The organism is Rhodococcus quanlei (assembly GCF_055231015.1).
Genome location: NZ_JBUYWD010000032.1, coordinates 1 through 23451 on the forward strand (window position 1 = coordinate 1; position 23451 = coordinate 23451).

General features: G+C 63.7%; 24 protein-coding genes and 1 pseudogene. 15 read left to right on the forward strand and 10 right to left on the reverse strand.

The annotated features are described in order from the left end of the window. The 10 genes from ACZI8Q_RS20210 to ACZI8Q_RS20255 form a co-directional block, all read right to left on the reverse strand. On the reverse strand, positions 1-1131 hold a 1131-nt coding region (locus tag ACZI8Q_RS20210), incomplete at its 3' end, for a DUF7373 family lipoprotein (protein WP_463375366.1). 252 nt (positions 1132-1383) lie between these two features. Continuing rightward, positions 1384-2265 carry a hypothetical protein gene (locus ACZI8Q_RS20215; RefSeq protein WP_463375367.1) on the reverse strand — a complete coding sequence of 294 codons (882 nt, stop codon included), beginning with the start codon at positions 2263-2265 and terminating at the stop codon, positions 1384-1386. 269 nt (positions 2266-2534) lie between these two features. Further along, on the reverse strand, positions 2535-4400 hold the full coding sequence (locus tag ACZI8Q_RS20220; protein ID WP_463375368.1) for an Hsp70 family protein: 1866 nt from the start codon (positions 4398-4400) through the stop codon (positions 2535-2537). Positions 4401-4537: 137 nt separating this feature from the next. Then, positions 4538-6145: an Rv0361 family membrane protein gene (locus tag ACZI8Q_RS20225; protein ID WP_463375369.1), complete on the reverse strand. Its 1608-nt coding sequence runs from the start codon at positions 6143-6145 to the stop codon at positions 4538-4540. A 14-nt stretch (positions 6146-6159) separates the two neighbouring features. Further along, a complete protein-coding gene (locus ACZI8Q_RS20230) occupies positions 6160-7578 on the reverse strand; it encodes a GTPase (RefSeq protein ID WP_463375370.1) in 1419 nt (472 codons plus the stop codon). Beyond that, positions 7575-8069, reverse strand: a complete 495-nt coding sequence (locus ACZI8Q_RS20235; RefSeq protein WP_463375371.1) for a nucleotide exchange factor GrpE — start codon at positions 8067-8069, stop codon at positions 7575-7577. Before ACZI8Q_RS20235 ends, ACZI8Q_RS20230 begins: the two co-directional genes overlap by 4 nt. Next, positions 8066-9907, reverse strand: coding sequence for a dynamin family protein (locus tag ACZI8Q_RS20240; protein WP_463375372.1), 1842 nt, complete (start codon positions 9905-9907; stop codon positions 8066-8068). Before ACZI8Q_RS20240 ends, ACZI8Q_RS20235 begins: the two co-directional genes overlap by 4 nt. A 234-nt stretch (positions 9908-10141) precedes the next feature. After that, positions 10142-10495, reverse strand: a complete 354-nt coding sequence (locus ACZI8Q_RS20245) for a CD225/dispanin family protein (protein ID WP_463375373.1) — start codon at positions 10493-10495, stop codon at positions 10142-10144. Positions 10496-10709: 214 nt separating this feature from the next. Beyond that, positions 10710-11378, reverse strand: a complete 669-nt coding sequence (locus ACZI8Q_RS20250; protein ID WP_463375374.1) for a hypothetical protein — start codon at positions 11376-11378, stop codon at positions 10710-10712. 161 nt (positions 11379-11539) lie between these two features. Then, complete coding sequence (locus ACZI8Q_RS20255; RefSeq protein ID WP_463375375.1) at positions 11540-11713, reverse strand: hypothetical protein; 174 nt, start codon at positions 11711-11713, stop codon at positions 11540-11542. Positions 11714-12034: 321 nt separating this feature from the next. On the opposite strand from ACZI8Q_RS20255, the gene ACZI8Q_RS20260 reads away from it, so the two are divergent. The 15 genes and pseudogenes from ACZI8Q_RS20260 to ACZI8Q_RS20330 all read left to right on the forward strand — a co-directional run. Next, positions 12035-12241, forward strand: coding sequence for a heavy-metal-associated domain-containing protein (locus ACZI8Q_RS20260; protein WP_463375376.1), 207 nt, complete (start codon positions 12035-12037; stop codon positions 12239-12241). Positions 12242-12247: 6 nt separating this feature from the next. Beyond that, a complete protein-coding gene (locus ACZI8Q_RS20265; RefSeq protein WP_463375377.1) occupies positions 12248-13108 on the forward strand; it encodes a hypothetical protein in 861 nt (286 codons plus the stop codon). Then, positions 13098-15383, forward strand: a complete 2286-nt coding sequence (locus tag ACZI8Q_RS20270; RefSeq protein WP_463375378.1) for a heavy metal translocating P-type ATPase — start codon at positions 13098-13100, stop codon at positions 15381-15383. Before ACZI8Q_RS20265 ends, ACZI8Q_RS20270 begins: the two co-directional genes overlap by 11 nt. Next, the gene (locus ACZI8Q_RS20275) at positions 15380-15685 is read left to right on the forward strand and encodes a metal-sensitive transcriptional regulator (protein WP_463375379.1); all 306 of its coding nucleotides are present in this window, start codon (positions 15380-15382) and stop codon (positions 15683-15685) included. Before ACZI8Q_RS20270 ends, ACZI8Q_RS20275 begins: the two co-directional genes overlap by 4 nt. A gap of 26 nt (positions 15686-15711) precedes the next feature. After that, positions 15712-16518 carry an MBL fold metallo-hydrolase gene (locus tag ACZI8Q_RS20280; RefSeq protein WP_463375380.1) on the forward strand — a complete coding sequence of 269 codons (807 nt, stop codon included), beginning with the start codon at positions 15712-15714 and terminating at the stop codon, positions 16516-16518. A 68-nt stretch (positions 16519-16586) separates the two neighbouring features. Beyond that, positions 16587-17096: a YbaB/EbfC family nucleoid-associated protein gene (locus ACZI8Q_RS20285; protein WP_463375381.1), complete on the forward strand. Its 510-nt coding sequence runs from the start codon at positions 16587-16589 to the stop codon at positions 17094-17096. Between the two features lie 7 nt (positions 17097-17103). Next, on the forward strand, positions 17104-17433 hold the full coding sequence (locus tag ACZI8Q_RS20290; RefSeq protein WP_463375382.1) for a WXG100 family type VII secretion target: 330 nt from the start codon (positions 17104-17106) through the stop codon (positions 17431-17433). 3 nt (positions 17434-17436) lie between these two features. Beyond that, a complete protein-coding gene (locus tag ACZI8Q_RS20295; RefSeq protein WP_463375383.1) occupies positions 17437-18405 on the forward strand; it encodes a WXG100-like domain-containing protein in 969 nt (322 codons plus the stop codon). Beyond that, a complete protein-coding gene (locus ACZI8Q_RS20300) occupies positions 18398-18979 on the forward strand; it encodes a hypothetical protein (protein ID WP_463375384.1) in 582 nt (193 codons plus the stop codon). The genes ACZI8Q_RS20295 and ACZI8Q_RS20300 overlap by 8 nt, the downstream gene beginning before the upstream one ends. 56 nt (positions 18980-19035) lie before the next feature. Beyond that, positions 19036-19644, forward strand: coding sequence for a hypothetical protein (locus tag ACZI8Q_RS20305; protein ID WP_463375385.1), 609 nt, complete (start codon positions 19036-19038; stop codon positions 19642-19644). A 370-nt stretch (positions 19645-20014) separates the two neighbouring features. Continuing rightward, a complete protein-coding gene (locus tag ACZI8Q_RS20310; RefSeq protein ID WP_463375386.1) occupies positions 20015-20605 on the forward strand; it encodes a hypothetical protein in 591 nt (196 codons plus the stop codon). A 141-nt stretch (positions 20606-20746) separates the two neighbouring features. Further along, entirely contained in the window at positions 20747-21277 is a 531-nt protein-coding gene (locus ACZI8Q_RS20315; RefSeq protein ID WP_463375387.1) for a DUF3558 domain-containing protein, read from the forward strand. Between the two features lie 79 nt (positions 21278-21356). Beyond that, complete coding sequence (locus ACZI8Q_RS20320) at positions 21357-21887, forward strand: DUF3558 family protein (RefSeq protein WP_463375388.1); 531 nt, start codon at positions 21357-21359, stop codon at positions 21885-21887. A 50-nt stretch (positions 21888-21937) separates the two neighbouring features. After that, positions 21938-22315, forward strand: coding sequence for a hypothetical protein (locus ACZI8Q_RS20325; protein WP_463375389.1), 378 nt, complete (start codon positions 21938-21940; stop codon positions 22313-22315). 4 nt (positions 22316-22319) lie between these two features. Beyond that, positions 22320-23451 (forward strand): annotated as a pseudogene (locus ACZI8Q_RS20330) (hypothetical protein); the annotation flags it as partial.

The window sequence follows — 23451 nt, forward strand, 5'->3', positions numbered from 1 at the left end:
CCGACCGTTGGCGATGAGGCAGCCACCACGAGTCCCTTGCGGAGTGTCCTTGGTATAGCACTTGGAATCCGGGAGGCCTGGAACGCCTGGGGCTTCCGTGTACCCACTGGTGGCAATCATGTCCTCCGCGAACCTGTCACGGATCTTCTTCGATCCCTCAGCAGTATCGGCCTGATACACGACAGTTCGATTCCTACCGTTGTGCTCTGCCCCCACCTCGGTCAACAGCTCGTAGGTCAATTGCGGGTTGGTGGAGCGGTGCGCCATACCCCGGGGTCCGTAATCCGCCATGTGGGTAACGGACTGGTATTCGCCAGTGTCGGGAATCGTCAATCTGATCACACCTGCCTGATCAAGTTTCAGCTTGTCCGCCTGTCCCGGCTCGGTAGCTGGGAACTTGTCGAGCAACGGCTCTTGGAGTTGCAGAGCTTTCGCAATCGTCTGCGCGTTGACATCCTCCTTTCCTGGTGCGGCCGTCGAGTAGGTGTAGATCACATAGTCGCCGTGGGCGGTGAATCCCTGGGCATTCACCGATGCCTCGCCGGTATATTCACTACCTTCGGTAGCACTGGAGGAGACCAGGGTGTTCGGCAGGATCTCGATGGGCTCCTCGACGAACGCCCCGAACTCGCGAGGCGCGATAGCGTTCTCGTGCAATTCGGTTGCGGCATTGCGAGCAGCGGCACTGTCCCGGAACCGAAACACGGCATGCACGAGGGAGCGGGCACTGTCCACACCGGCACTGTCGTTCGCGGCAACCGAGTAGCCGGTGATCATCCCATGTTCGATGGCAATTTCTTCTACGTTCCCCGTGAGAAGCAATTTGATTGCGCCCGGCCCCTTCAACGGAACAGTCGGTCCGCTACTCGAAGTCAACGCGGGGTCGATCTCAAACGGGACAGGCACGAACTGAGCAAGCCGTTGGCCTTCGATCATTCCGAACTTTTCAGCTGTGGCGTAGCCGAACTCCGGCTGTGGGGTAGTCGGGAACTCTCCGGGATCGAGAGCAGCGAGGTCGACTTCCGGCTTCGGCGGCGCCACTTCTCCCCCGACGTTGGCATCACCCGATCCACAACCTGCAAGCAGCGATATTGCCATTGCCGCCGCCGCGACCGGTATCGACTTCTTCACCTTGTCCTCCTTTCGGAAATGCCCGGGGACTTTTGTTGTCCCACGGACGATTACGAATATTAGTGGCAACCCAGAGCCGATTGCGCCAGAGCCAACGAGGGCCACTCATCGTGCGTCTGCGTAGATCCGCGCCCAACACCCTGTCGAGTACATGCGTGGAAAACAAGGAAGGTTTCCACCCCACCTGACATGAGTCCCGGCTCATCCTTCCGATGGCGCTACTTCATTGCCATGCAATCTGGCCGGGGTGCGTCAGGCCAGGTCGCCGGCCTCGAACTGATCGACAGTCGCCGGAATCTCGATCTCCTCGACCGTGGTCGGAGCGGTCTCGAACTGATCGAGAACACCATCGGCATTGGTATCGGAGTACTCGATGTCGAAAGTGCCATCACCATTGGTGTCGGAATAGATCGAGTTCGGAACACCATCAGCATCGGAATCGATGACCGCCTGATCGAACTGACCACTCCCATCGGCGTCGATCAGATGCGTTTCCATGACCCCGTCACCATCGGTGTCACGATTCGAATCGACGACCACACCGTGATCGAGAGTGTCCTCCTGAATGGCAGTGCCCTCGGCGTCGAGGACGACGCGCGCATCAGCAACACCATCGCTGTCCAGATCAGCAGTAATCGTGGTGTGCCCCAAGGCGTCGGTGGACGTGGTGGCCTCGTACAGACCGTCACCATCGACGTCCACCTCGGTGAGCGTGACGTTCCCCGCGTCGTCGAGATGCTGAATACCCGCCGATCCGTCCTCGAACTTCACGTTGACCTGATCTACGGTGCCGTCACCGTCGATGTCACGCGCGGACACATACGCCCCACCCGCCGGAGCCTCACCGGCAGGCGCGGAAGCCGGAGCCGCCTCCGTGGCCGGCGCGGAAGCCGGAGCCGCCTCCGTGGCCGGCGCGGAAGCCGCAGCCGCCTCCGTGGCCGGCGCGGAAGCCGCAGCCGCCTCCGTGGCCGGCGCGGAAGCCGCAGCCGCCTCCGTGGCCGGCGCGGAAGCCGCAGCCGCCTCCGTGGCCGGCGCGGAGGCGGGCGCCTCCGGAGCAGGAGCCTCAGCAGCAGAACCAAAACTGGCCGTCGACGGGTCGCCGGTAACGTTCGCGGTGTTCTCGGGGTTGCTCATGGCTGATCCTCTTTCAGGTCATCATCGGGAGTATCTCTCCCTCGCTTCTGTAAGTGAGATGCACCAACAACAGAGAAAGTTCCCCAGCAGGAAGACGTGTGCTTGAACTGGTACTTCCCGACCGAGCCGGATAGCTCCGGCAGCGGGCCGTCGAAGGAGGTCGAACCCGTTGCGGCACACAATTCGGGAGTCATCGATCGCTGCTGGCAATAGACTGGTCGATGACCTGATCGACTGTGCTGCCGCTGTCACGCACGGCAGCACAAGCACTAGTTCACCAGTCCAGACCGCTCGATGAACGTCTTGCCCTCCTCGGGACTGGAAACGCTCATCGCCAATTCGAGACCGGTCTCGAGATTCGCATATTCGAGGTATCCGGACTGCGATATGTCCACGCCAGCTGTACGGGCAGGATTCTCTATCAGTTCGTCGCTGCCGTACCCGGAACGCATTCCGAGCAGATTCTCCTTTGCTTGCTTCTTGTCGGCACTAGCCATAATGGAGTGCGAATAGGATTCGAATCCGTCGATCAGACGACTGTTGTCCCTGAATCTGCACCGGATCTCCAACCCGCCGTTCTCGGTGAATCCACTCTTCTCGCACGAGGTGAGGTCCCGGTTGATCATCGCAGGGATAACACTCCGGATTGCCTCCACGTCGGTCAGCGGTCCTTCGCTTGTCGCCTCTGCTGCGACAGCGACTTCCCCGGCAGCGGGGCTGTCACCTCCACCCATGAGAGTGACCCCGGCAACGACCGCGCCGACCGCAACCAGCGCTGCCGCCACAGACCCGACAAGGACCCACTTCTTCTTCTGTGTCTGCCCGCCGGGTGCGCTGTTGCCGGAGCTCGGCGCAACACCGTGGTTGGTGGGAGGCACTCCAGCAGGCTGCCAGTTCGGGACCGGCCCCGGTTGCTCACCAACGGTTGTGTGACCGGGCGCCCCGTATTGCGGGACCTGACCGTACTGTGGCGGATTCCCGTACCCGATAGGTCCAGCAGCCGGCGCGGGAGGCTCGTGAGGCGTTACCGAGCCCGCGTTCATTCCTCGCAGCACCGGTGCCACCGCAGACAGTGCGCCTTGAGCAACAACGGTTTTCGGATCGTCCAAGGTAGCCAGAGGACCGAGTTCACGAAGGCGTTCGTGAACCAACGGAATGCGCGACGATCCACCCGTCAGGTAAAGCGACTCGAGCTGAGATGGATCGGTGACACCCGCGTCTGCCAAGGTGGCACGGGTGAGGTTGACCGCCTTCTGCAACGGCGCGTCGATCAGCTCTTCGAATTCGTCACGGGTGATCTGGAATGTTTCGTGGAAACCGCCACCGGCAACGGTGATCGTCGCCGACGGGGCCTCCGACAGTAGCTCCTTGGCGCGGCGGATCGAATCGTCGAGGTTGTGTGAGACATCGATCGGCGCCGACTGACGAAGATAGTTCAACAGGTCGGGGTTGCGAGCCTCGAGTTGCTCGTCGATCCACCGGCGAATGAAGGCGTCGAAGTTCTTACCACCGAGACCGTTGTCGCCACGGGCGGCGATGACGTCGAAGGTACCGGAGTCGTTGGCTTCGAGGACAGCGATGTCGAGGGTGCCACCGCCGAAATCGAAGACCCCGATCTTCGTCCCGGGCTGCAACGTGTTGGTGCGGGTGTAGTAGTGGGCGGCCGCGCGCGGCTCCGAGACCGTTTTCACCTTGGACGTGTCCAACCCCAGGTTGGCGGCAGCATCGAGGAGGGTTTGAATCTCACGCGGCGACCATGCTTCCGGATGCGTGAGAACAAGCTGCGTTGGTGACTGCCCACCGTGAACGGCGGTCGCCCGCGACATCACACTTTGCAGCACGGCAGCCACCGGCACCGAGGACGCGATGTTGTAGCCGTTGACGGTGACCATGCCATGCCCGATGCTGCGTTTCGGGGAGGCCATGTACGCGGCCGGGTTGCGCTGAGCCTGGTTGATCGCCACATCTCCCACCGCAATGTTCTCGGGTGATTCGACAAAAACAGACGACGCCATCAAGTTGCCCTGGTGAGTCAGCGGCAGTGTCTCGACCGATCCACTGACCGCACCGGTATGCGCTGCCGCCGTGTTCGATGTACCGAAGTCGATACCGAGCAACCAATCAGGATGAGACACAATGCTCCCTCGCTAGTACTTTCAAGATGCATAGATTTGACCGAGGCGTTCGTCCGTCACACGGTGAGATGATCGAAATGACCGAAAAGTTCCCGCTCCGGCCGAAGCGATTCCGATACGACTGTCAGCAGAAACAACTACTGCGGTCGAGATGAGCAAACCTTCCAGCCGTCGGCTTCACGGACGACCCCGAACACGTACGTGAGAACCCTCTCTTCACCATCGAACACCTCGGTATAACGCACCCTGGCGCTGGCCGTGTCACCGGTGATCGAGACCGTGCCGACATTCTCGACGACGTGTTCGAGCCCAGCAGGAGGCAGCGGGTGCGCGCCGTCGACGACCCACTGCTTGTCGGCACATCGCATCGGATTCAACTCGTCCGGGCCACCGGTGTCGGACAGTTCGACGTAGCGCGTGATCACCTCGGTAGCGGCGGCCGCATCGGCTACCGGATCGCCAGCCGTCGACGCTGCCGCGGGGGCATCACTACCTCCGGTCATCACCATCACACCGCCACCGATCGCGAGGGCAGCGATCACCGCTGCCGCGACACCCGCAATCCAGACCCACCGACGGTTCCCTGACGATGCACCTGCATCTGATGTCGAGCCAGGAACAGTGGGCATCTCTGCCTGCTGCCGCTCGGCCGGATACCCGCTGGCCTGCCCCCGTGCCGCGGCAACCAGGGCGCCGCCCGGGATCGCTGTGCGGTCCTGTTCGGCCACTACCTGCGGGGACATCGGCGCCAGAATGTGGCGCACTGCAGGAATATGTGCGCTGCCACCGGTGAGGTACAGGGCGTACACATCCCTTGGTGTCGCCCTGGCTCGGGTCAAGGTTTCCTCGAATACCGCGGCGGCTTTGTCGAGGTCGGCCTGTATGAGGGATTCGAACTCCGGGCGGCTCAGCTCGAGGCGCACTCCGCCGGGGACATCGATGACGGCGGACTGCTGAACCGACAGTGCTTCTTTCGCCTCGATGATCGACTGTTCGAGGTGGCGCAGATCGGCAGGGTTCGCGGACTGTCGGAGTTGGTCGAGCACACCCGGGTATTGCTGCTGCAGGTGTCCGTCGACCCAACGGCGGATGGTGGCGTCGAAGTTCGCTCCGCCGACCGTCGTATCCACGCCGGAAGCGAGGACATCGAAGGTGCCTGTGGGATTCGCGGCGAGCACCGACACCGCCACCGATCCGGCCCCGAGGTCGAAGACCGCGAATTTCGTTCCCGGCGCCACCGGGTTCGTCCCGACGGCTCCGAGTATCACCGCCTGCGGTTCCGGGACGGTGCGGACCTGGTTGTGGTCGAATCCGAGCCAGCCGGCGGCGTCGAACAGCACCCGAATCTGCTGGGGCACCCAATCAGCGGGATGGGTCAGGACCAGATGTGCCGGTTTGGAGGTGTCTCCGGTGGCGGCGGCATGCGCCTCCACGCTGCGGTCGAGAGCTTCCCGGATCACGGTGGCCACCACGACGTCCGGTTCGAGGTCGTATCCGTTGATGTTGATCACCGGGTAGCCGACAGCGCGCTTCGGGGTCGGCATGTACGCGGCGGGCTTGGTCACCGCAGCGTCGCGAGCCGAATCGCCCGCGAACAACGCTTCGGGTGATTCGACGAACACCCCGGAGGCCATCACGTCTTCGCCTGCGCCCAGTTGCACAGCGACCGGTGTGCTGGCGTCAGCGTCGATGAATGCTGCGGCGGTGTTGGTGGTGCCGAAGTCGATGCACAGAGTCCAACTCATCTGCACAGTCCTTCCTATTGGGTCATGCCGGTGTATGTGTGGATGAGCAGAACGAGAGCGTTGTCTTCTGCTGCAGTCATCGTCGAGAGGCTCTTGCCGTGAGCCCAGTTCAACTTGGTGGCGGCTTCGGCGCGAACCTGTTCGGGCGAAGCCTCTTTCGGAAGACCCAACCGCTCCGCCCAGGTATTGCCCTCGAGGAGGCGGCGCAGTTCACCGGTCACCGGCGAATGTGGGTCACTGTCCAACATGCCTTTCAGCGCTTCGAACAACACCACAGGCTGCATCGCGGGGTCGGATCGCAATTGGTGCACGATGGCGCGAATGTGATCGCGCGCCGGGTGCGAGTAGGCCAGATGCTCGAGTTCGAGCACGATGCGCTGTGCCCGGTGATGGGCAGCGAACTCTTTCAACGTGTTGTGCAAGATCGCGCGCACCGGCCGCACACCGGAGGACGCGGCCAACCACTCGTTCAGCGCGGCACCGCCTTGCGCAGCAGCGCCGCGCCCGTTGATCATCCCGTACTCGCCGACCATGTCGACCAACCGGTCACGCACCGGGTTCGGCAGATGTGGGGAGCTGTCCGCTTCCATCGCGTCGAGCAGTTCGAACGGGCTCAGGTGCGCTAGCCCGGCCAAGGCACGGGCGTCGCTTTCTGTGACGACACCAGTGTGGCTGGTCTCGGCCATCAGCCCGGACATCGGTACCACCGTCATCACGGTGTCCGCCAGGGCTGCTGCCAGCTTCTGTGCATGTTCGGTGGCGTGCTCGAGCGGGTCGCGGCGACCGAGTGCGCCTTCACCGAACCCGTCCGCACGCGAGAGGACCCCGAGCGTATTGAGTGGGGTGAACCCCAACTGCTTGAGGAACGACACCTCGTCTGCGCGTGGCTCCGAGTCGAACAAGAACACGGCGGCGTCGGCGTCGACGGAGGCGGTGCGGGTCTGTTCGAAACCGTCGATCAGCACACGGCGGGTCGCTGCCTCGTTGTCCGTGGTCAGCGTCGCCAAACCCGGGGTGTCCACCAACGTCAGGTCGGCCAACGAAGTCGACGGCAGATGCCGGTGAATGAACGCGATCTCCGTCAGCGGGGTGTTCAGGTCCATGGGCTGCCCGCGGACCATCGTCACCGGATGCCGACTGCCGTCGAGACGCACCACTTCAGCGCGAGACGGGGCACCGTTCTCGTACACGGCGACGATGTTGGTTGCTTCCAACGCTGCGGTTTCGGCGACCGGTGCACCGATCAGGGCGTTGACCAGAGTCGACTTACCGGCTTTGAGGCGGCCGACGATGACGATCCGCGGCGGCGACCACAAGATCTGACCGATGCGGTTCGCATGCCCGACCAGATCGCCGCCCAGTCCGGCGAGCGCATGCAAACCTCGGTCCAGGCTGGCCCGGACCGGGTCCAGCGGGGCTGCCGGCGCGGTCATGGCAACCCCGGTGGGGTCTGTTGCGACGAGGCCTGCTCGGGCGGCGAGTACACCGCAACCTCGGCGAAGCGGATGACACCGTCAGCGGACGCCCATCCGGGGCGCACGACACCAGCGATGGTGTCGACGTCCATCGGGGACGCGGCGATGGCACGGTCGACGGCCTTGTGCTGGGCCGGGTCGAACATGGCACCAGGCGGCGGAGCCAACGGGTGCACACCGGAGCGCTGCAACCCTTCCGCGATTTCCGTACGCACCTGCTGCGCTTCGGCCAGATCGTGCACGAAGATCAGAGTTTCCACGAGCTTGATATCAGGTCGCGGTGCCGGCTGCACTGGCAGACCCTGACCGGGAGGCGGCTGCGGTGGAAGGGCCCCGACTCCACCGGCAGGCACGGGAGTGGAGCTTGTTTGCGCGCTGTGCAGTACCCAGCCCACGCCCAGTCCGATGACGAGGGCAATGACCCCCACGATTGCGCTGACCATGGTCATACCCCCTGTGGTGTGGTGATCCGAGAAATCAGCTTCTCGGCTTCTGCACATTTCGACGCCACGACGCGTTGGTTGGTGGTGAGCCTTTTCAGATTCTTCTCACGGGTGGCCTCGTCTTGGCGGGCCGTTTCCTTCGCCTCGTTGATTTGCTTCTGCAGGTCTTCCATGGTGTCCCGCACGTGGTCGCGGTACCGGATGACGATTTCGGGGCGACTCAACGCCATTGCGCCTTCGAGGAGGCGTGCCGTGGTGGTTTTGGTGGTGCCGATGGTCTCGCGCAACCAGTTCAGCAGGTTGGTCTTGCCGGCGCGCATGGCCCGGAATCCCAGGTTCACGCCGACCCAGACCGCGCCGACGGCCGGACCGACCACGGTCAACGCAGACACGCCGATCATGCCGCCGATCATGCCCGAGCCCATGATGCCCATCGTGACCATCGACGGGTCGAACAACCCCTGCCGCTTGCTGGTCACCTGATTGGTTTGGATCCGGCGGTCCTGCATGGACTCCACCAATTGCTGGTAGATGCCGTTCCAGACGACTTCGGATTTGAACCGTGGTTGCACGACGGTCCGGTACAGCTGCTCCATGAACAAGTTGACCGCTGACGCCATCGCGGTGTGCAGTTCCTTCTCCATGTCGGCGGTGAACTTCTGCGGATTTTTCCGCAGCACCGCCATACCGCTCTTGTTGATGCGGGCAGTCCAGCTTTCACGAATCTGATCGAGTTTCGTATCGAGTTCGCTCATCGCATTCTGCCGGATGATGGTCAGGTCGCGCTGAAGGTACTGCTCCCACTGCTGTGAGTGGTTCTTCCACTGCTTCAGACTTTCGAGTTCGGCAGTCAGGTCGGGGATGACGGTCTTGCTGCCTTTGACGACCTCGAGTTCGGAGTCGATCTTGGCGCCGATCTTCTGCAATCCCTCGAGGGCGGTGCGCAGCCCGTCGACGGCCGGCAGGTGCTCGGCGACCGCCATCCGACGCCCGATCTCGGCGCGCAACGCCACGATTCCCGACGCGTTTTCCATCGCGTCACGATCCGGGCCCGCGGGCATTTCCGTGGCGACCGCTGCGCGCAGGCTCGACACACCCAACACGGTGATCTCGCGTCCGAGATGCTTGTGGAGCAGGCGCTTGTTCTCTTCGACGATCGGCTTCCAGCGGCGCACGTTCTTGTCGGTCTTCGTCACCGCCACGATCAACGAATCGAAGGTGGTGGTGGCGTCCTTGATGAACGCCATCTCCGGTGCCGTCAGCGGGGTCGTCGCATCGCAGACGACCACCAGCACACACGCCTGCTGTGCGGACTGCTGAGCAGCCTTGGCGTACGACGGGTCCAGCCCGCCCACACCGGGTGTGTCGATGACGACCATGTCACCCAGGTTCGGGTTGTTCACCGCCACGACCGCACGGGTGGGCAAGGACGTCACACCCGGGTCGCGGACGTATTTGCCGTCCACACTCACCCAGTCCAGCAGTTCGCCATGGGCGATCTGCTCGGAGCGCCCCGGGTACAGCAACTCCGCCGTACCGGTGGGAAGTTCCGGAGTGGATTGCACGAAACTGATCGCCGTGGAGGTGGTTACGTTCACGTCGACGGGCGACGCATCCCGCACCCCGACGATCGCATTGACCAGGGAACTCTTACCCCTGTTGACCTCTCCGACCACGACGACGGCCTGCGATTGCTGGGAGGCCCGAGATTTCTTCTCGGCCAGGTCCGCGATGTCGTCGAACTTGTAGGCACGCAGGATCTTCGTCGCCCCCGCCAGCGTGCTCATAGCCTGCTCGGTGAGATTCGGGGTCGACGCGGCCGCGTGCGCGGGTGTCCCGTCCACAGGCATCCTCTGTCAGTGCTCGAGTGCTCGATTTCACCGCACGCATCCGGCGGTACGACCTCAGACACTAGCGTCCCTCTCACCTGGCGATACACCCGGGCCACCATGACGTGGATCACATCCTTTCGAATGTGGCTTGCCGCTCCGCCGAACATCGAGCGTTATGAATCGGACGGTTCGATGAACCCTTCCGGGCAGGCCGTGCGCGCGGAGTGTTGGGCCGCGTCAACGTGTTCAGTAGCTGCTGTAGGTCGATGTGTCCACGGCCGCCGACACGGCCGCTGCGATGATCACGATGTAGATGACGACAACAAGCGCAGTGCCGATGACGGCCAGAAGAAGCGAGATCTTGCCGAGCTTCTTGGCGCGGTCCGACGCGTACTGTGCGCCTGCGTAATCGCCGTCCGCCCACAGGAGCGGCACCTTGAATGCGTGGTTGGCGGCAGCGAAAGCCAGCGGCCAGAAGAAGATGAGCGCGGCCACAGCCCATCCACCGTGACCGCTGGGGACCGGCGGCTTGGGTTGGGAGTAGCTCATGGCGGCCGGGTTGGGGTAACCGGGGATGCTGTCCTGCGGGTTCGGGTACATTTTCGAGCTGCTCCTGTGTTCGTATGACGTGCCGTGACCGGCCGGTTTCAGTGGGATGCAAGGGTGGGCGCGAATGTTCCCGGACTTCGCGATCGATCTTCACGAAGACGCTGTCCTGAGGTCCCACCGGCCCGATCGCATGCGGTCGGGCCGGTGGTCTTCATGCGAGTCGTTCCGACGATCGCACAGCGTTCCGAGGCGCCGGGTCGAGCTGTCAGGCCAGGTCGCCGGCCTCGAACTGCTCGACGGTCGCCGGGGTCTGAATTTCCTCGACCGTGGTCGGGGCGGTCTCGAACTGATCGAGAACACCATCGGCGTTGGTGTCGGAGTACTCGATGTCGAAGGTGCCGTCACCGTTGGTGTCGGAATAGATCGAGTTCGGAACACCGTCGGCATCGGAGTCGATGACCGCCTGATCGAACTGGCCACTGCCGTCGGCGTCGATCAGGTGCGTCTCCTTGACCCCGTCAGCATCGGTGTCACGCTTGGAATCGACGACCACACCGTGATCGAGAGTGTCTTCCTGAACGTTGTTGTACTCCGCGTCGTAGACCGTGCGAGCGTCGGCGGCACCATCGTTGTCCAGATCGTTTTCGAACACGGTGCTTCCGTCGCCCCTGGACGCCATGGTGGTTTCGTAGGTGCCGTCGCCGTCCTGATCGAACTCGGTGAGAGTGACGTTTCCCGCGTTGTCGAGGTGGTCGATGACCCCGGTGCCGTCGTCGAGTTTGGCGTTGACCTGATCGATGGTGCCGTCACCGTCGATATCACGCTTGGACACGTACGGTTCGCCGTCACGCAGGTCCTGCCCGTCGGTCGCCCATTCGTCGGATTCCGGTGCGGTGGTGTCGGTGACGTTCTGGGTGCTCTCGGGGTTGCTCATGCCAGATCCTCTTTCACGTCGTCGCCGGGAGCATCTCTCCCGCGCTTCTACAAGTGAGATGCAACTGCGACACCGAAAGTTCCCCACTGCGACAATGATGTTCGGGCGATGGCCGTAACCGCCTGCCGGGCGCAGGTGCGCAGACCCGGCGGCATCTCCCGTCAGGGGCCGTCAGCTCGAGACTTGCGCACGATGTAGTAGAGGTTGGACGGCTCGGTCTCGACCTCGTTGACCGTCACATCAGAGAAGCCTGCTCGACCAGCATCGCGGTGGCCAGCTGCCTGCCCCAAACCCGCACCCAGCCCTGCCCCGTCCAATCCGAGCGAGACGCTCATGCAGTGCATCGTGGAAACCGTGTAGATGAACGTGGCCCACGGGATCGCCAGATTGTCCTCGACGTTGCTCGAAGACTTGGTATTCCCATGAAGAGGGTGTCGCCCGGGGCTGTCGGGCGTTGACGAGCGCGAGTCCGCCGGTGATTACCAACCCGGCCGGTACTCGCTGCATGGGGAGACCTCTCCCTGGATACCAGAGTCTGTCCAGGTAATCGCTATATGGACCGAACTCCGCTACTGCAGGGAACAGAATCCTGGACACCTATACCATAGGGGGGTACCGTAAATCTCGTACCGCAACCGAGACCAAGGAGAGATCCCATGACCACCACCGTCACCGTTTCCGGAATGACCTGCCAGCACTGCGTCTCCTCGGTCAAAGAAGAGGTCGGCGAGATTGCGGGCGTCACGGCGGTCGACGTGGATCTCGAGTCCGGCCGCGTGGACATCGAATCGAATGCACCCCTCGAGCCCGCAACCGTTGCCGAGGCAGTGCGCGAAGCCGGTTATCAAGTCGTGGAGGCGTGACGGGAGATGAACGAGTCACGCAAGTTCCTGCTGTTCATCGGCGGTCTTGCCGCGCTGTTCGCAGTCACCCTCGTCATCGGCCGGGTCGTCGCGCCCGCCGACGAGGGTGACGATGCGATGGCCGGCACGAGCCACGGCGAGTACGAACTCGAGCCGATCACCGCGGAACTTCCGGTGGGGACACAGACACCGCTGCAGTTCCGCATCGTCGACGCGGGGGGCACACCGGTCACCGACTACACGGAGCAGCACGAGAAGTTGCTGCACCTGATCGCTGTCCGCCACGACACCACCGGCTATCAGCATCTGCACCCCACCCTGGGTGAAGACGGAACCTGGAGCATCACAACAGCCTTCACAGATCCGGGGCAATACCGCTTGTACGCGGACTTCGTCCCCGCCGGCGGCGAGAGCTCGTTGGCCACAGCGGACGTCACCGTGTCGGGTGAAGCAGACGCGAAGCCGTTGCCACCGGTGTCGGACACGGCAACCGTCGACGGCCACACCGTCACCCTCGACGGCACGGTCACGGCCGGATCACCGTCCACCGTCACCTTGTCGGTGACTCGCGACGGCGCACCCGTCACCGATCTGCAGCCGTACCTCGGCGCCTACGGGCACCTAGTGGCCATCGATGCCGACAACCTCGACTACCTGCACGTTCACCCCACCGGACATCCCGGCGACGGAGTAACGACACCGGGGCCCGGCATTGAGTTCGCGCTCACCGCACCCGAGGCCGGCGACTACCGACTGTTCCTCGATTTCAAGCACGGGGACACGGTGCGCACCGCCGAGTTCACCGTCTCGGCCCAGCAGAGTGAAGCAACGGACAGCCAACCAACCGAGGGCGGTCATGGCCACTGAACTTTCGAACAGCGAACTGTCGAACACCGACACCACCACCGACAACCGCGTCGAACTCGCGATCGGCGGCATGACTTGCGCATCCTGCGCCAATCGCATCGAGCGCAAACTGAACAAACTCGACGGCGTGACCGCCACGGTCAACTACGCGACGGAGAAGGCGGCCGTCTCGTACTCCCAGGGCGTCACCACTGACGATCTGGTCGGCACCGTCGAGGCCGCCGGGTACACGGCAACACTGCCGCAGGCCCCCGATCAGTCCGAAGACGCTGCCACCGCACCGGACCCGACGGAGCAACTGCGCCAACGGCTTCTGGTGTCACTGGTACTGACAGTGCCGGTGATCGCGATGGCGATGATTCCGGCACTCCAGTTCACCAACTGGCAGTGGCTGTCTCTGACCCTCGCGGCACCCGTGGTGGTGTGGGGCGCGCTGCCGTTCCACAAGGCCGCGTGGACCAACCTGCGTCATGCGACCGCCACGATGGACACGCTGGTGTCGATGGGCACGCTCGCCGCGTTCGGCTGGTCGCTGTACGCGCTGTTCTGGGGCACTGCCGGAACCCCCGGCATGGTGCATCCGTTCGAGTTCACCATCTCGCGCATGGACGGCGCCGGCAACATCTATCTCGAGGCCGCCGCCGGCGTGACCACGTTCATCCTTGCCGGACGCTACTTCGAAGCTCGCTCCAAGCGGCGTGCGGGCGCAGCCCTGCGTGTCCTGCTCGAGCTCGGCGCGAAAGACGTGGCTGTGCTGCGCAATGGCACCGAGCAGCGCATCCCCACCGATCAGCTCGTGGTCGGTGACCTGTTCGTCGTCCGGCCGGGCGAGAAGATCGCCACCGACGGCGACGTCGTCGAAGGCTCCTCGGCTGTCGATGCGTCGATGCTCACCGGAGAGTCCGTCCCCGTCGAGGTGAGCGAGGGCAGCGAGGTCGCGGGTGCCACCACCAACGTCGGTGGACGACTCATGGTGCGCGCCAAGCACGTCGGTTCGGACACCCAGCTGGCGCAGATGGCCCGGCTCGTCGAGGAGGCGCAGACCGGCAAGGCCGAGGTGCAGCGCCTCGCCGACCGGATCTCCGGCATCTTCGTTCCGATCGTGATTGCGATTGCCGTCGGCACCCTGGGCTTCTGGCTCGGCATCGGCGGCTCCGTCGCCGCAGCCTTCACTGCGGCCGTGGCGGTGCTGATCATCGCGTGCCCCTGCGCCCTCGGGCTCGCCACACCGACCGCACTGATGGTCGGCACTGGCCGCGGAGCACAACTCGGCATCCTCATCAAGGGGCCGGAGGTGCTCGAATCCACTCGTCGGGTCGACACCATCGTCCTCGACAAGACCGGCACCATCACCACGGGCACGATGTCGCTCCTGGACGTCACCCGGTCGCAGGGCGAGGATCACGAAGCGGTATTGCGATACGCAGGCGCCCTGGAGGATTCGTCGGAACACCCGATCGCTCAGGCGATCACCCGTGCCGCGAAGCAGGCCGGGGAACTACCGTCCGTCGAGCAGTTCACCAATGTCGAAGGCTTGGGCGTGCAGGGCATGATAGACGGCCACGCGGTGGTGGTCGGTCGTCGAAAGCTTCTTCGGGACTGGTCGATACACCTTCCGACGGATCTGGATGTTGCGTTCCGCGAAGCAGAGCGGGCCGGACGGACCGCGGTGGCCATCGGCTGGGACGGCGAGGCGCGAGGAGTGCTCGTGGTAGCCGACACCGTGAAACCCACGTCGGCCGAAGCTGTGCAGCAGCTCCGTGCTCTCGGGTTGACCCCCATCATGCTCACCGGCGACAACGCCGACACCGCGCGTACCATCGCCGATCAAGTGGGTATCGACGAGGTGATCGCCGGTGTGATGCCCCAGGACAAGGTGTCCACTGTCGAACGGCTGCAATCCGAGGGCAAGGTGGTGGCCATGGTCGGCGACGGCGTCAACGATGCTGCCGCACTGGCACAGTCGGATCTCGGTATCGCCATGGGCACCGGCACGGATGTGGCCATCGAGGCCGGGGACCTGACCTTGGTGCGCGGTGATCTGCGGGTTGCTGCGGACGCTATCCGGCTCTCACGCAAGACGCTGTCCACGATCAAGGGCAACCTGTTCTGGGCGTTCGGGTACAACGTCGCCGCGATCCCGCTCGCGGCCGCGGGTCTGCTGAACCCGATGATCGCCGGGGCTGCCATGGCATTCTCGTCGGTGTTCGTCGTCAGCAACAGTCTGCGCCTGCACAGCTTCCGCGCACTGCCCGCCAACTCGTCAGGAGAATGATCGTGGAACACGAACACGCCGGTCACGGCTACATCAGCAGTAAAGAGGACTACCTCAAGCGGCTGCGCCGCATCGAAGGGCAGTCCCGTGGTCTCCAGAAGATGGTCGAGGAGGAAAAGTACTGCATCGACATCCTCACCCAGGTCTCGGCGATGACGAAGGCACTGCAGGCTGTCGCGTTGGGCCTGCTCGAGGACCACATGAGCCACTGCGTGGTGAACGCCGCGATCGCCGGTGGCCCCGAAGCCGACGAGAAGATCAAGGAGGCCACGGACGCCATCGCGCGACTCGTGCGGTCCTGACCGCTTCGACCCGCTAACGTGGGGATATGAAGGTCCATCACCTCAACTGCGGAACCTTCCGCGGGCCCGGCCGAGGGTCCGTTGTTTGCCACGTACTCGGGTGCGAGACGGACAACGGAATCGTGCTCGTCGACGCTGGTTTCGGACTGGCCGACCTGGCCGACCGAGGTCGGCGACTCGGTCCGCTTCCGCGGCTGATGGGTGCCGCCCTCCTCGAGGGCGAGACCGCCGTCCGTCAACTCGAGGGGCTGGGCTTCGCGGCGTCCGACGTGACGCACATCGTCGCGACCCACCTGGATTTCGACCATATCGGCGGTGCGGGCGATTTTCCCAACGCGACGATCCACACCACCGCTGCCGAGGATGCGGCCGCACACGCCAGGACGTCGATCCCCGACAAGATCCGGTACCGACCAGCTCAGCGGCCGCCGGAGGCGGCGGTGCGTGCCTACTCGGGCCTCGGCGAACCACTGCTCGGATTTCCCGACGCCCACCCGCTCGACACCATCGGCGACAGCTTCTTCCTCGTCCCGTTACCCGGTCACACGAAAGGCCATGCGGCGGTGGCGGTCGACACCGGAAGAAACGGCTGGCTCGTTCATGCCGGCGATGCGTTCTTCCACCGCAGTGTCGTGGGACCTCCCGGCATGGACAACCCTGGACGCCACGGACGATTTATGGGTGTTGTCGAGAAGCTCCTGGCAGATGACCGTTCCCGGATCAGCGAAAATCACCGCCGATTGCGCGAACTGAACAATCAGGATGCCCCGCGCGTGACGGTGTTCTGTGCCCACGATCGGTCACAGTTGAGGGAATTGCAGCAACGCCGGTGAATCGCCACCTCACCGGTCGTAGTGGGTAGTCTGTGGGCTGATGTTTCCGATGGGAGGGGGGTGCGCTGGTGGTTGAGCACGATCGTGAGCGGTTGCGGGCCGAGAACGATGCGTTGAGTGCGCGGGTCGAGTCGATGCTGACGGCGTTCGAGGAGCAGACTCGGCAGCTCTCCGGGTTGCAGGATTCGTTGGCCGCGATTCGGGCGCAGGGGTGGTCGGCGAACAGTTTGGTCCGGGTGACGGCCAATGCGGGTGGTATCCCGGTGGATGTGTGGATCGACCCGGGAGCGTTCAAGCAGTCGACGCCGGATCGGTTGGCGGCGTCGGTGGCCGAGGCGGCCCAGCATGCGGCCCGGTCGGCACAGGAGCAGGCTGCGGCGGCGGTCGCGCCGATCACCGGTGCCGCGGACGCGATGCCCGATATCGCCGATCTGACTCCGGGTGCCCCGAACATGCGTGAGGTGTTCGATTCGTTCATCCCTGCCGCAAGCGAGCGGGTTCCCGGTCCGGTCGTGCCCGAAGGACCTGGCGACGTGTTCGACGACGAGCAGCCGGTCAACTGGCTCAAGGACCGGTGAGGTTGCGGTGAGTGATCAGTTGCGCGTTGACCTCGAGCAGTTCCGTGGGCTTGTGTCCCGGTTCGAGGATCTGGGGAGGCAGACGGTGGCGGCCCGATTGGAGTTGACCCAGGGTCTCGACGGTGAGGGTGCGTGCTGGGGTGCCGACGAGGTGGGTGCGGCGTTCGCGTCGAAGTACGTGGCCGCGTCGGAGGACACCATCGACGCCGTCACCGCTCTCGCTCAGGTCTTCGATCTGATCGGCGACAAGATCGACCGCACCGCAGACTCGTTCGATGCCACCGACACCGGTTTCGGTGGCCGACTGTTGTCGGTGGACCCGGACAGCGGGGTGTAAGGGGTGGGTATCGAGATCCCGGGTTCTCTGCGGTGGGTTGCGGACAATGTGCTCGGTACCGATTGGCCGGACGCGGACGAGACCGCGATGCAGCGGTGTGCCGATTATTGGGACACCGCCTCCACCGCGATCGAGACGATCGACGGTTTGGGTGATGACGCTGTGCGGCAGTTGCTCGATTCTATCGACGGTGATGTCAATGAGGCGATTGCCGGATTCTGGCAGAAGATCGGTGGTGATGCCGGTGCGATGCGGGAGTTGATGGACACCTGCGACGAACTCGCCGACATGCTCGACGGTGCCGCACAGGATGTGCGGCGGGCGAAGTTGGCGATCATCGCCAATCTCGTCGCCCTCGCCGCGTCCTTGGTTGCTGCGGCGGCGACGGTGTGGGCGTTCGGGGCCGGTGCTGCGGCCGGTGCGGCGGCAACCATGGCCACGCGGACCTCGATCCAGATGATCGTCCGGCAGTTGATCAACCAGATGCTGCAGCGCATAGCCCAGCAGGGTGCCAAGAAATTCGCTTGGGCGGTCACCAAGAACATCGCCACCAGTGCCGCAATCGGTGCAGGAATCGGCGGTGGTCTCGAAGGCGGCCTGCAAACCTACGAGAGGAACCGGGGGCTGCGCGACGACTACGACTACGGCGATATCGCTCAAGCCACCGGAAACGGCGCAGTCAAAGGAGCCGTGCAAGCCGGATACAAGCTCGGTGTCCGTGGTCAGTTACCTGAGGAAGTACCGTTCCTCAGCACCGCAAAGGTCAAGCAAGTTGTCACTGACCAGGTCTCGAAAGATCACATCATCGGCGGTGTGATCGGGACAGGCGTCGCCAACCTCATTGTTGGTAAACCCGACGAAGGCGTCGGAACCCACATAAAGGATGCGATCGAGGAATCCGGGATGAGTCTGAGTCTCCCGCCTGACACCTTCACTACGCCCGCCGAATCGGAGTCCTCCGACGATGACTAATGGCGCTCGTCCGCACACCGTGCTCACCCGTACTGAGCTCGTGATCCAGAAGAGCACCCGGGATCGATTCTTCTCCGAGGTCGCCGTCGCGGCGCTTGACGGAGCTGCACTGGGCTACGCACAGCTGGCAGGCAACAAGGTGTTGTTGTTACTGCATTCGTTCTTTGACGGTTGGCTTTTCCCCTCGCGTCCGTGGGAGGTGCAGGACACAGACGGAAACCCCGTGCTCTGGATCGAGATGGACCGGATTTTGCGGCGAATGATCATCACCGTTCGTCGGCCCGACCGCAGCCTGCTGGGTCGACTGGTCGGCCAGACATGGGCGACCACTCTTCGGAACAAAGGATTCTGGGTCGAAGTGGATGGTGAGCGCGTGGGTGAGGTGTTGGCCGACAAGTACCAATACCGGATCGTTGACCTTGCCACGTCCGAGATTGCACACATCGAGAAGGCGCCAGGAACACCGACGTACAAAATCTCATTGGCCCGCACGACGCTCCACGCCCGTCCTGGCCTATCCGAACCTCTTGCCGGCCTTGCACTCTCTGCAACAGTCCTCAGGCACCTGGCGTGAGAACCGGGATGAACAGCCCGAATATGGGTGACCTGGCCCAGTCCCCGTCATTGCCAGTGACACGAACCGCCCTCTACAACCAGTCGCTCGAGGTGTGGATTCGGGACAGCGGCTGGCGTTCAGAGGTTTTCGACGAGTTCACACTCGTGGACTCTTCGGGCGACCCGATCGGCGAGATCGTGGAGCACGGAATTCCGGTCTTGCGGGGTTTCGCGGCGGCCATCAACATCGCGATGGCCCGCACCTTCCACGTTCGTGACTCGACGGGTCTCGTCGTGCTCGTGATCAAGCGGCCCATGGGACCGTTCCGGCGCGGACCGCGAGTGCGGCTGTCGGACGGCACGGTCGGACGTTGGAAGCGCATCAAATCGGCCGAAACCGGCGAGCGGGAACCAACTCTCCTCATCGACGGGCAGCCCGCCGCACGACTGGTCGTCGGGAAGACCACCACCACGATCGTTGACCCGTCCGGTGTCGAAGTCGCCTCGATCCATCACATCTCGCGTAAGAAGTTCGACGCGTGGTTGTCGCTATGGGAATACATCGACCGCCTCGAGATTCACAGTCCCATCACCGATCCGCTCGCAGGGATGGTGCTGGCAATGATCGTCCGGCGATACATCCACCCGCGATCGCTTCTCGGCGAGATTATCTCCGGCGTCTAGGTTTCCGGGGTGTTCGGCCAGCCGCCCAAACACAGTTCTTCTGATGAATCAACACTGCCCACTCCCGGCATTCATGTTGTAGGTCACGGTTCATTCCGGGCCTGACGTAGATCACAGAATTGGACCCGTCGCCGGTACCATGCCTGGGTGATGGAGCGATGTGACTCGGTGGTGCACGGATTGCCGAGACGGCTCACTGACCACAGCTGTTCAAGGCGATTTCGGCTGCGCGCGGGGGAGGACCGTGCCAGACGACTTGCCAGTGCTCGCGTCTGGTACACGGAATCGTGGACCGGACTGGCACCACCACCGGGACAACCTGGTTGAGCACGAACCTCCAGCACACCACGTACTACGACGCTTTGGAACAATGATGACCAGTAGCACTCACCTGCCCGCGCGACTGCTCGATGCCACCCAGTTCACCGTCGAACGGAAGCTCGGCTCCACCGGCACACTCACGATCAAGGATCGCGAAGGGGCAAGACTCGGGTCCGTCCACGAGGCCGGCAACAAGTCTTTGCGCGCGCTGAAATCTCTGTCGGACGGGTTGATCTTTCCTTCCCGTCCCGTTCAAGTCCGTGACCGGGACGCGCAGCCGGCGCTGTGGATCAAATCCTGCGGGGTCGTGCGACGCAGTATCCTCACCGTCCACCGCCCGGACCGTACGGAGATGGTCAGGCTGATCGGCAAGGACTGGGCCACAGAAACCCGCAACACGGGCTATTGGATCACGGTAGCCGGCGAACGCGTTGGCGAGATCGTGACCGAACAATACGACTACCTGATCCTCGATGCCGATGGCGCCGAACGAGCCCGAGTGGAAAAGGACAAGGTCGAAAGAAACAGCGGGGCCGCCTATTCCATCCCCTTGCGGACGACGCTGCACACCGGACGGCGCCTGTCCGAACCGTTCGTCGCCGTGGCGCTTGCGGCTACGATCCTCAGACATCGAGCGTGACCAGCCGGCGGTGTGTCGCCTACTCGCGTTTACCCGGACGTCCGCACGCATGAAAGGACAGTGGGTAACGTACAGGGTTCAACTCAGTCCACGACGCAATCCGGTGCAGGACCGCTTCGAGCAGTACGACAGAATGAACACATGACCTCGAGGCGAGCGGCTGCCGGCGCGGCGGCACTGTTGGCAGTAGTTGCGTTCGGCGCCACCGGGTGCAGCAGTGGTGAATCATCCGACACCTCAACAACCACGGCGGTAGCAAAGCCCTGGGATCCATGCACCCTCTCCGACGAGACACTGCGCAAGGCCACCATCGACCCGGCAACCCAAGGACCAGGCTTGGCAGCCGAGGCACCCGGGGAGGAAAGTTGTGGATGGAAAACAGACGACAGCATCAGCGTAATCATGACCGCCCTGTCGACCGCTACCGTCGAACAGCTCCGCACCGGACCCGGAAACATTGATTTCCGAGATGTCAAGGTTGGGGATCGACCGGCCTTCACATTTCGCGAAGCCCGCGATGAACCCGGCACGTTCTGTTGGCTGGTGGTGCCGTTCCAGAACGAGGGCCTCATGTTAATGCAGGTTGGCAGGTCGGTGTTCACCAAGGACACCGCGCCGATGTGCGAGGTGGCAGTCCGAATCGGTGAGGTCGTGGTTGCCGAGATGCCTTGACCGAAGGGGGAGCGGTCCGGCTCGAGCCGTACTTCGATCCGATGCAGGACCGCTTCGAGCCGTACGACAGAATGAGCACATGACGTCGAGGCAAGTGGCCGCGGGTGCGGCGGCACTGTTGACAGTAGTTGCGTTGGGTGCCACCGGGTGTAGCGACGGCGACACCTCCGACACGGCGACGACGGCAGCGGCGGTTCAGCCCTGGGATCCGTGCACCCTGTCCGCGGAGACGTTGCGAGAGGCGGGCTTGGACCCGGCGACAGAGGGGCCGGGACTTGCCGAGGCAACAGGGGAGGAAAGCTGCAGCTGGGAAAACGACAACATCGAGCTGATCGCCACCTTCACCACTCTCGCGACCATCGAGCAGTTTCGAAACGACCCGAGATCCATAGAATTTCGGGAGGTCACAGTCGGCGACAGGAAGGCGTTCACCCAGATCAGCGACCTCGGCGGCGATCCCTACACCCTTTGCTTCCTCAATGTGCCCGTCCAGTCGGGAGGACTCGTGATCCTTCAATTCTCGCAGTCCCCGTTCACTAAGGACACCACCCCGATGTGTGAATGGGCTATGCGGATCGGTGATGTGCTCGCTGCCGAGATACCCGCGTGATGGACTAGGGTTTCGGACGGTTGGTAAAACTCAGAGGGAGGGGTGCACGGATGAGTGGTACGGCATCGACGATGGATGTATTGCTGGCGTTCGCCGGTCAGGCCAAAGCGGGGGAGTTGGTCTTGGACCCCGACGTGGCCCAGGACTGCGTGAATGCCTGCAAAGACACAATCGCCTCCCTCCAGGAAAGCCGAAACCGTATGTCAGGGCAAACGTACAAGCTCCCGTTGGGTGACTTCGACTGTGGGCACGCGCTTGCCGAAATCCTGTCCGACACCACCAAGCAGTACATCGCCCGCATCGACGACCACATCACCTGCCTGACCGCGATTCACGACATGGTGGGCGCCCAGGTGACCGAAACGCTGACCACCGACGAGCAGACCAGTCAGGCACTGGCGCGGGTGACCGGGCAGATCGCGAGCTGAGGTCGTGGCACCACCGACGCAGCCACAGATCCCCGGCATGGATCAGGTCATCGCGAACCTTCGCAACAATTCCGTGGTCACCGGCCAGCCGGAGCAGTTCATCGGTCCGGCCGGTTCCGGTCCCCCGGATTTGGCAAGCTCCCCACAGTATTCCGATCTCGAACTACAGCAGCGAACAGTGCCGTGCACCATCTTCGACGCGTTCGACCACAGCCAGCTGGTGTCGAATGTCAGCCCGATTCAATCTGCGTCGGTGGACGCGTTCCGTCAGGAGTGGGCGAACGTCGCCAACAGCGATGCCGACGCATTCGAAACCTTCGCGACGAAGATCGGTGTCGCCATCTCCGAGAAATGGCGGGGACCAACGGGAGATGCCGTATCGGCATCGATCCTGCGTTACGCGAAGGAGTCGACCGTCATGGCCGATGCGTCGAATTTGGTTGCCCGCCAGGTGGGTTTGCTGGCCGACTCGTTGGATCGGACAAAAACCAACTTCCCCGCCGAACCCGCCGCAACGGTTCCGGGGAAGGTGTTCGGGTTCTTCGGCGCTGACGGGTGGGACGACGAACGCCGCGAAGAAGCGAAACAGCAGGCGGTGCAACTTCTCAACACGGTCTACTACGGCAGTGGTATTTCGCCGACTGCGCAGAGTATGCCCGTCTTCCCCGCCGTGGAGTCACCCGTCGAGCTGGGAGGCGTGCCACCGACGGGTGGGCCTACCGGCAGCCCCTTCGGCGGTTCGCCGTCACCGGGCGGCACACCGGGTGGCCCGTCGACCGGCCCGAACACCCCCGGCCAGCCGGGTACGCCCGCAAACCCTGACGCCACTGCGGGAGCGCCCCCCGGCAGCGTGCCGGGCGATGATGCCATTTCCGGCCTGCCCACCGACGCGGCACAGAGTCTGGGCGGGCTCGGATCCGACACACTCGCAGGTCCGGATTCGCCGGCGAGCACGGTCTCGGCCAGTGCACTGCCCGGTGGTGTTCCCGGCATGGGCGGCGGTGGCATCGGTGCCGGTGGTATCGGCGGCGGTGGCAGTGTCGGCGGCGGACTGGGCACACCACCACCGCCGGCGGCTCCCGCGGGTGGTCCCGCAGCCGGTGCGGTGGCCGGTGGTGCCGCAGGCGGTGTCGGTG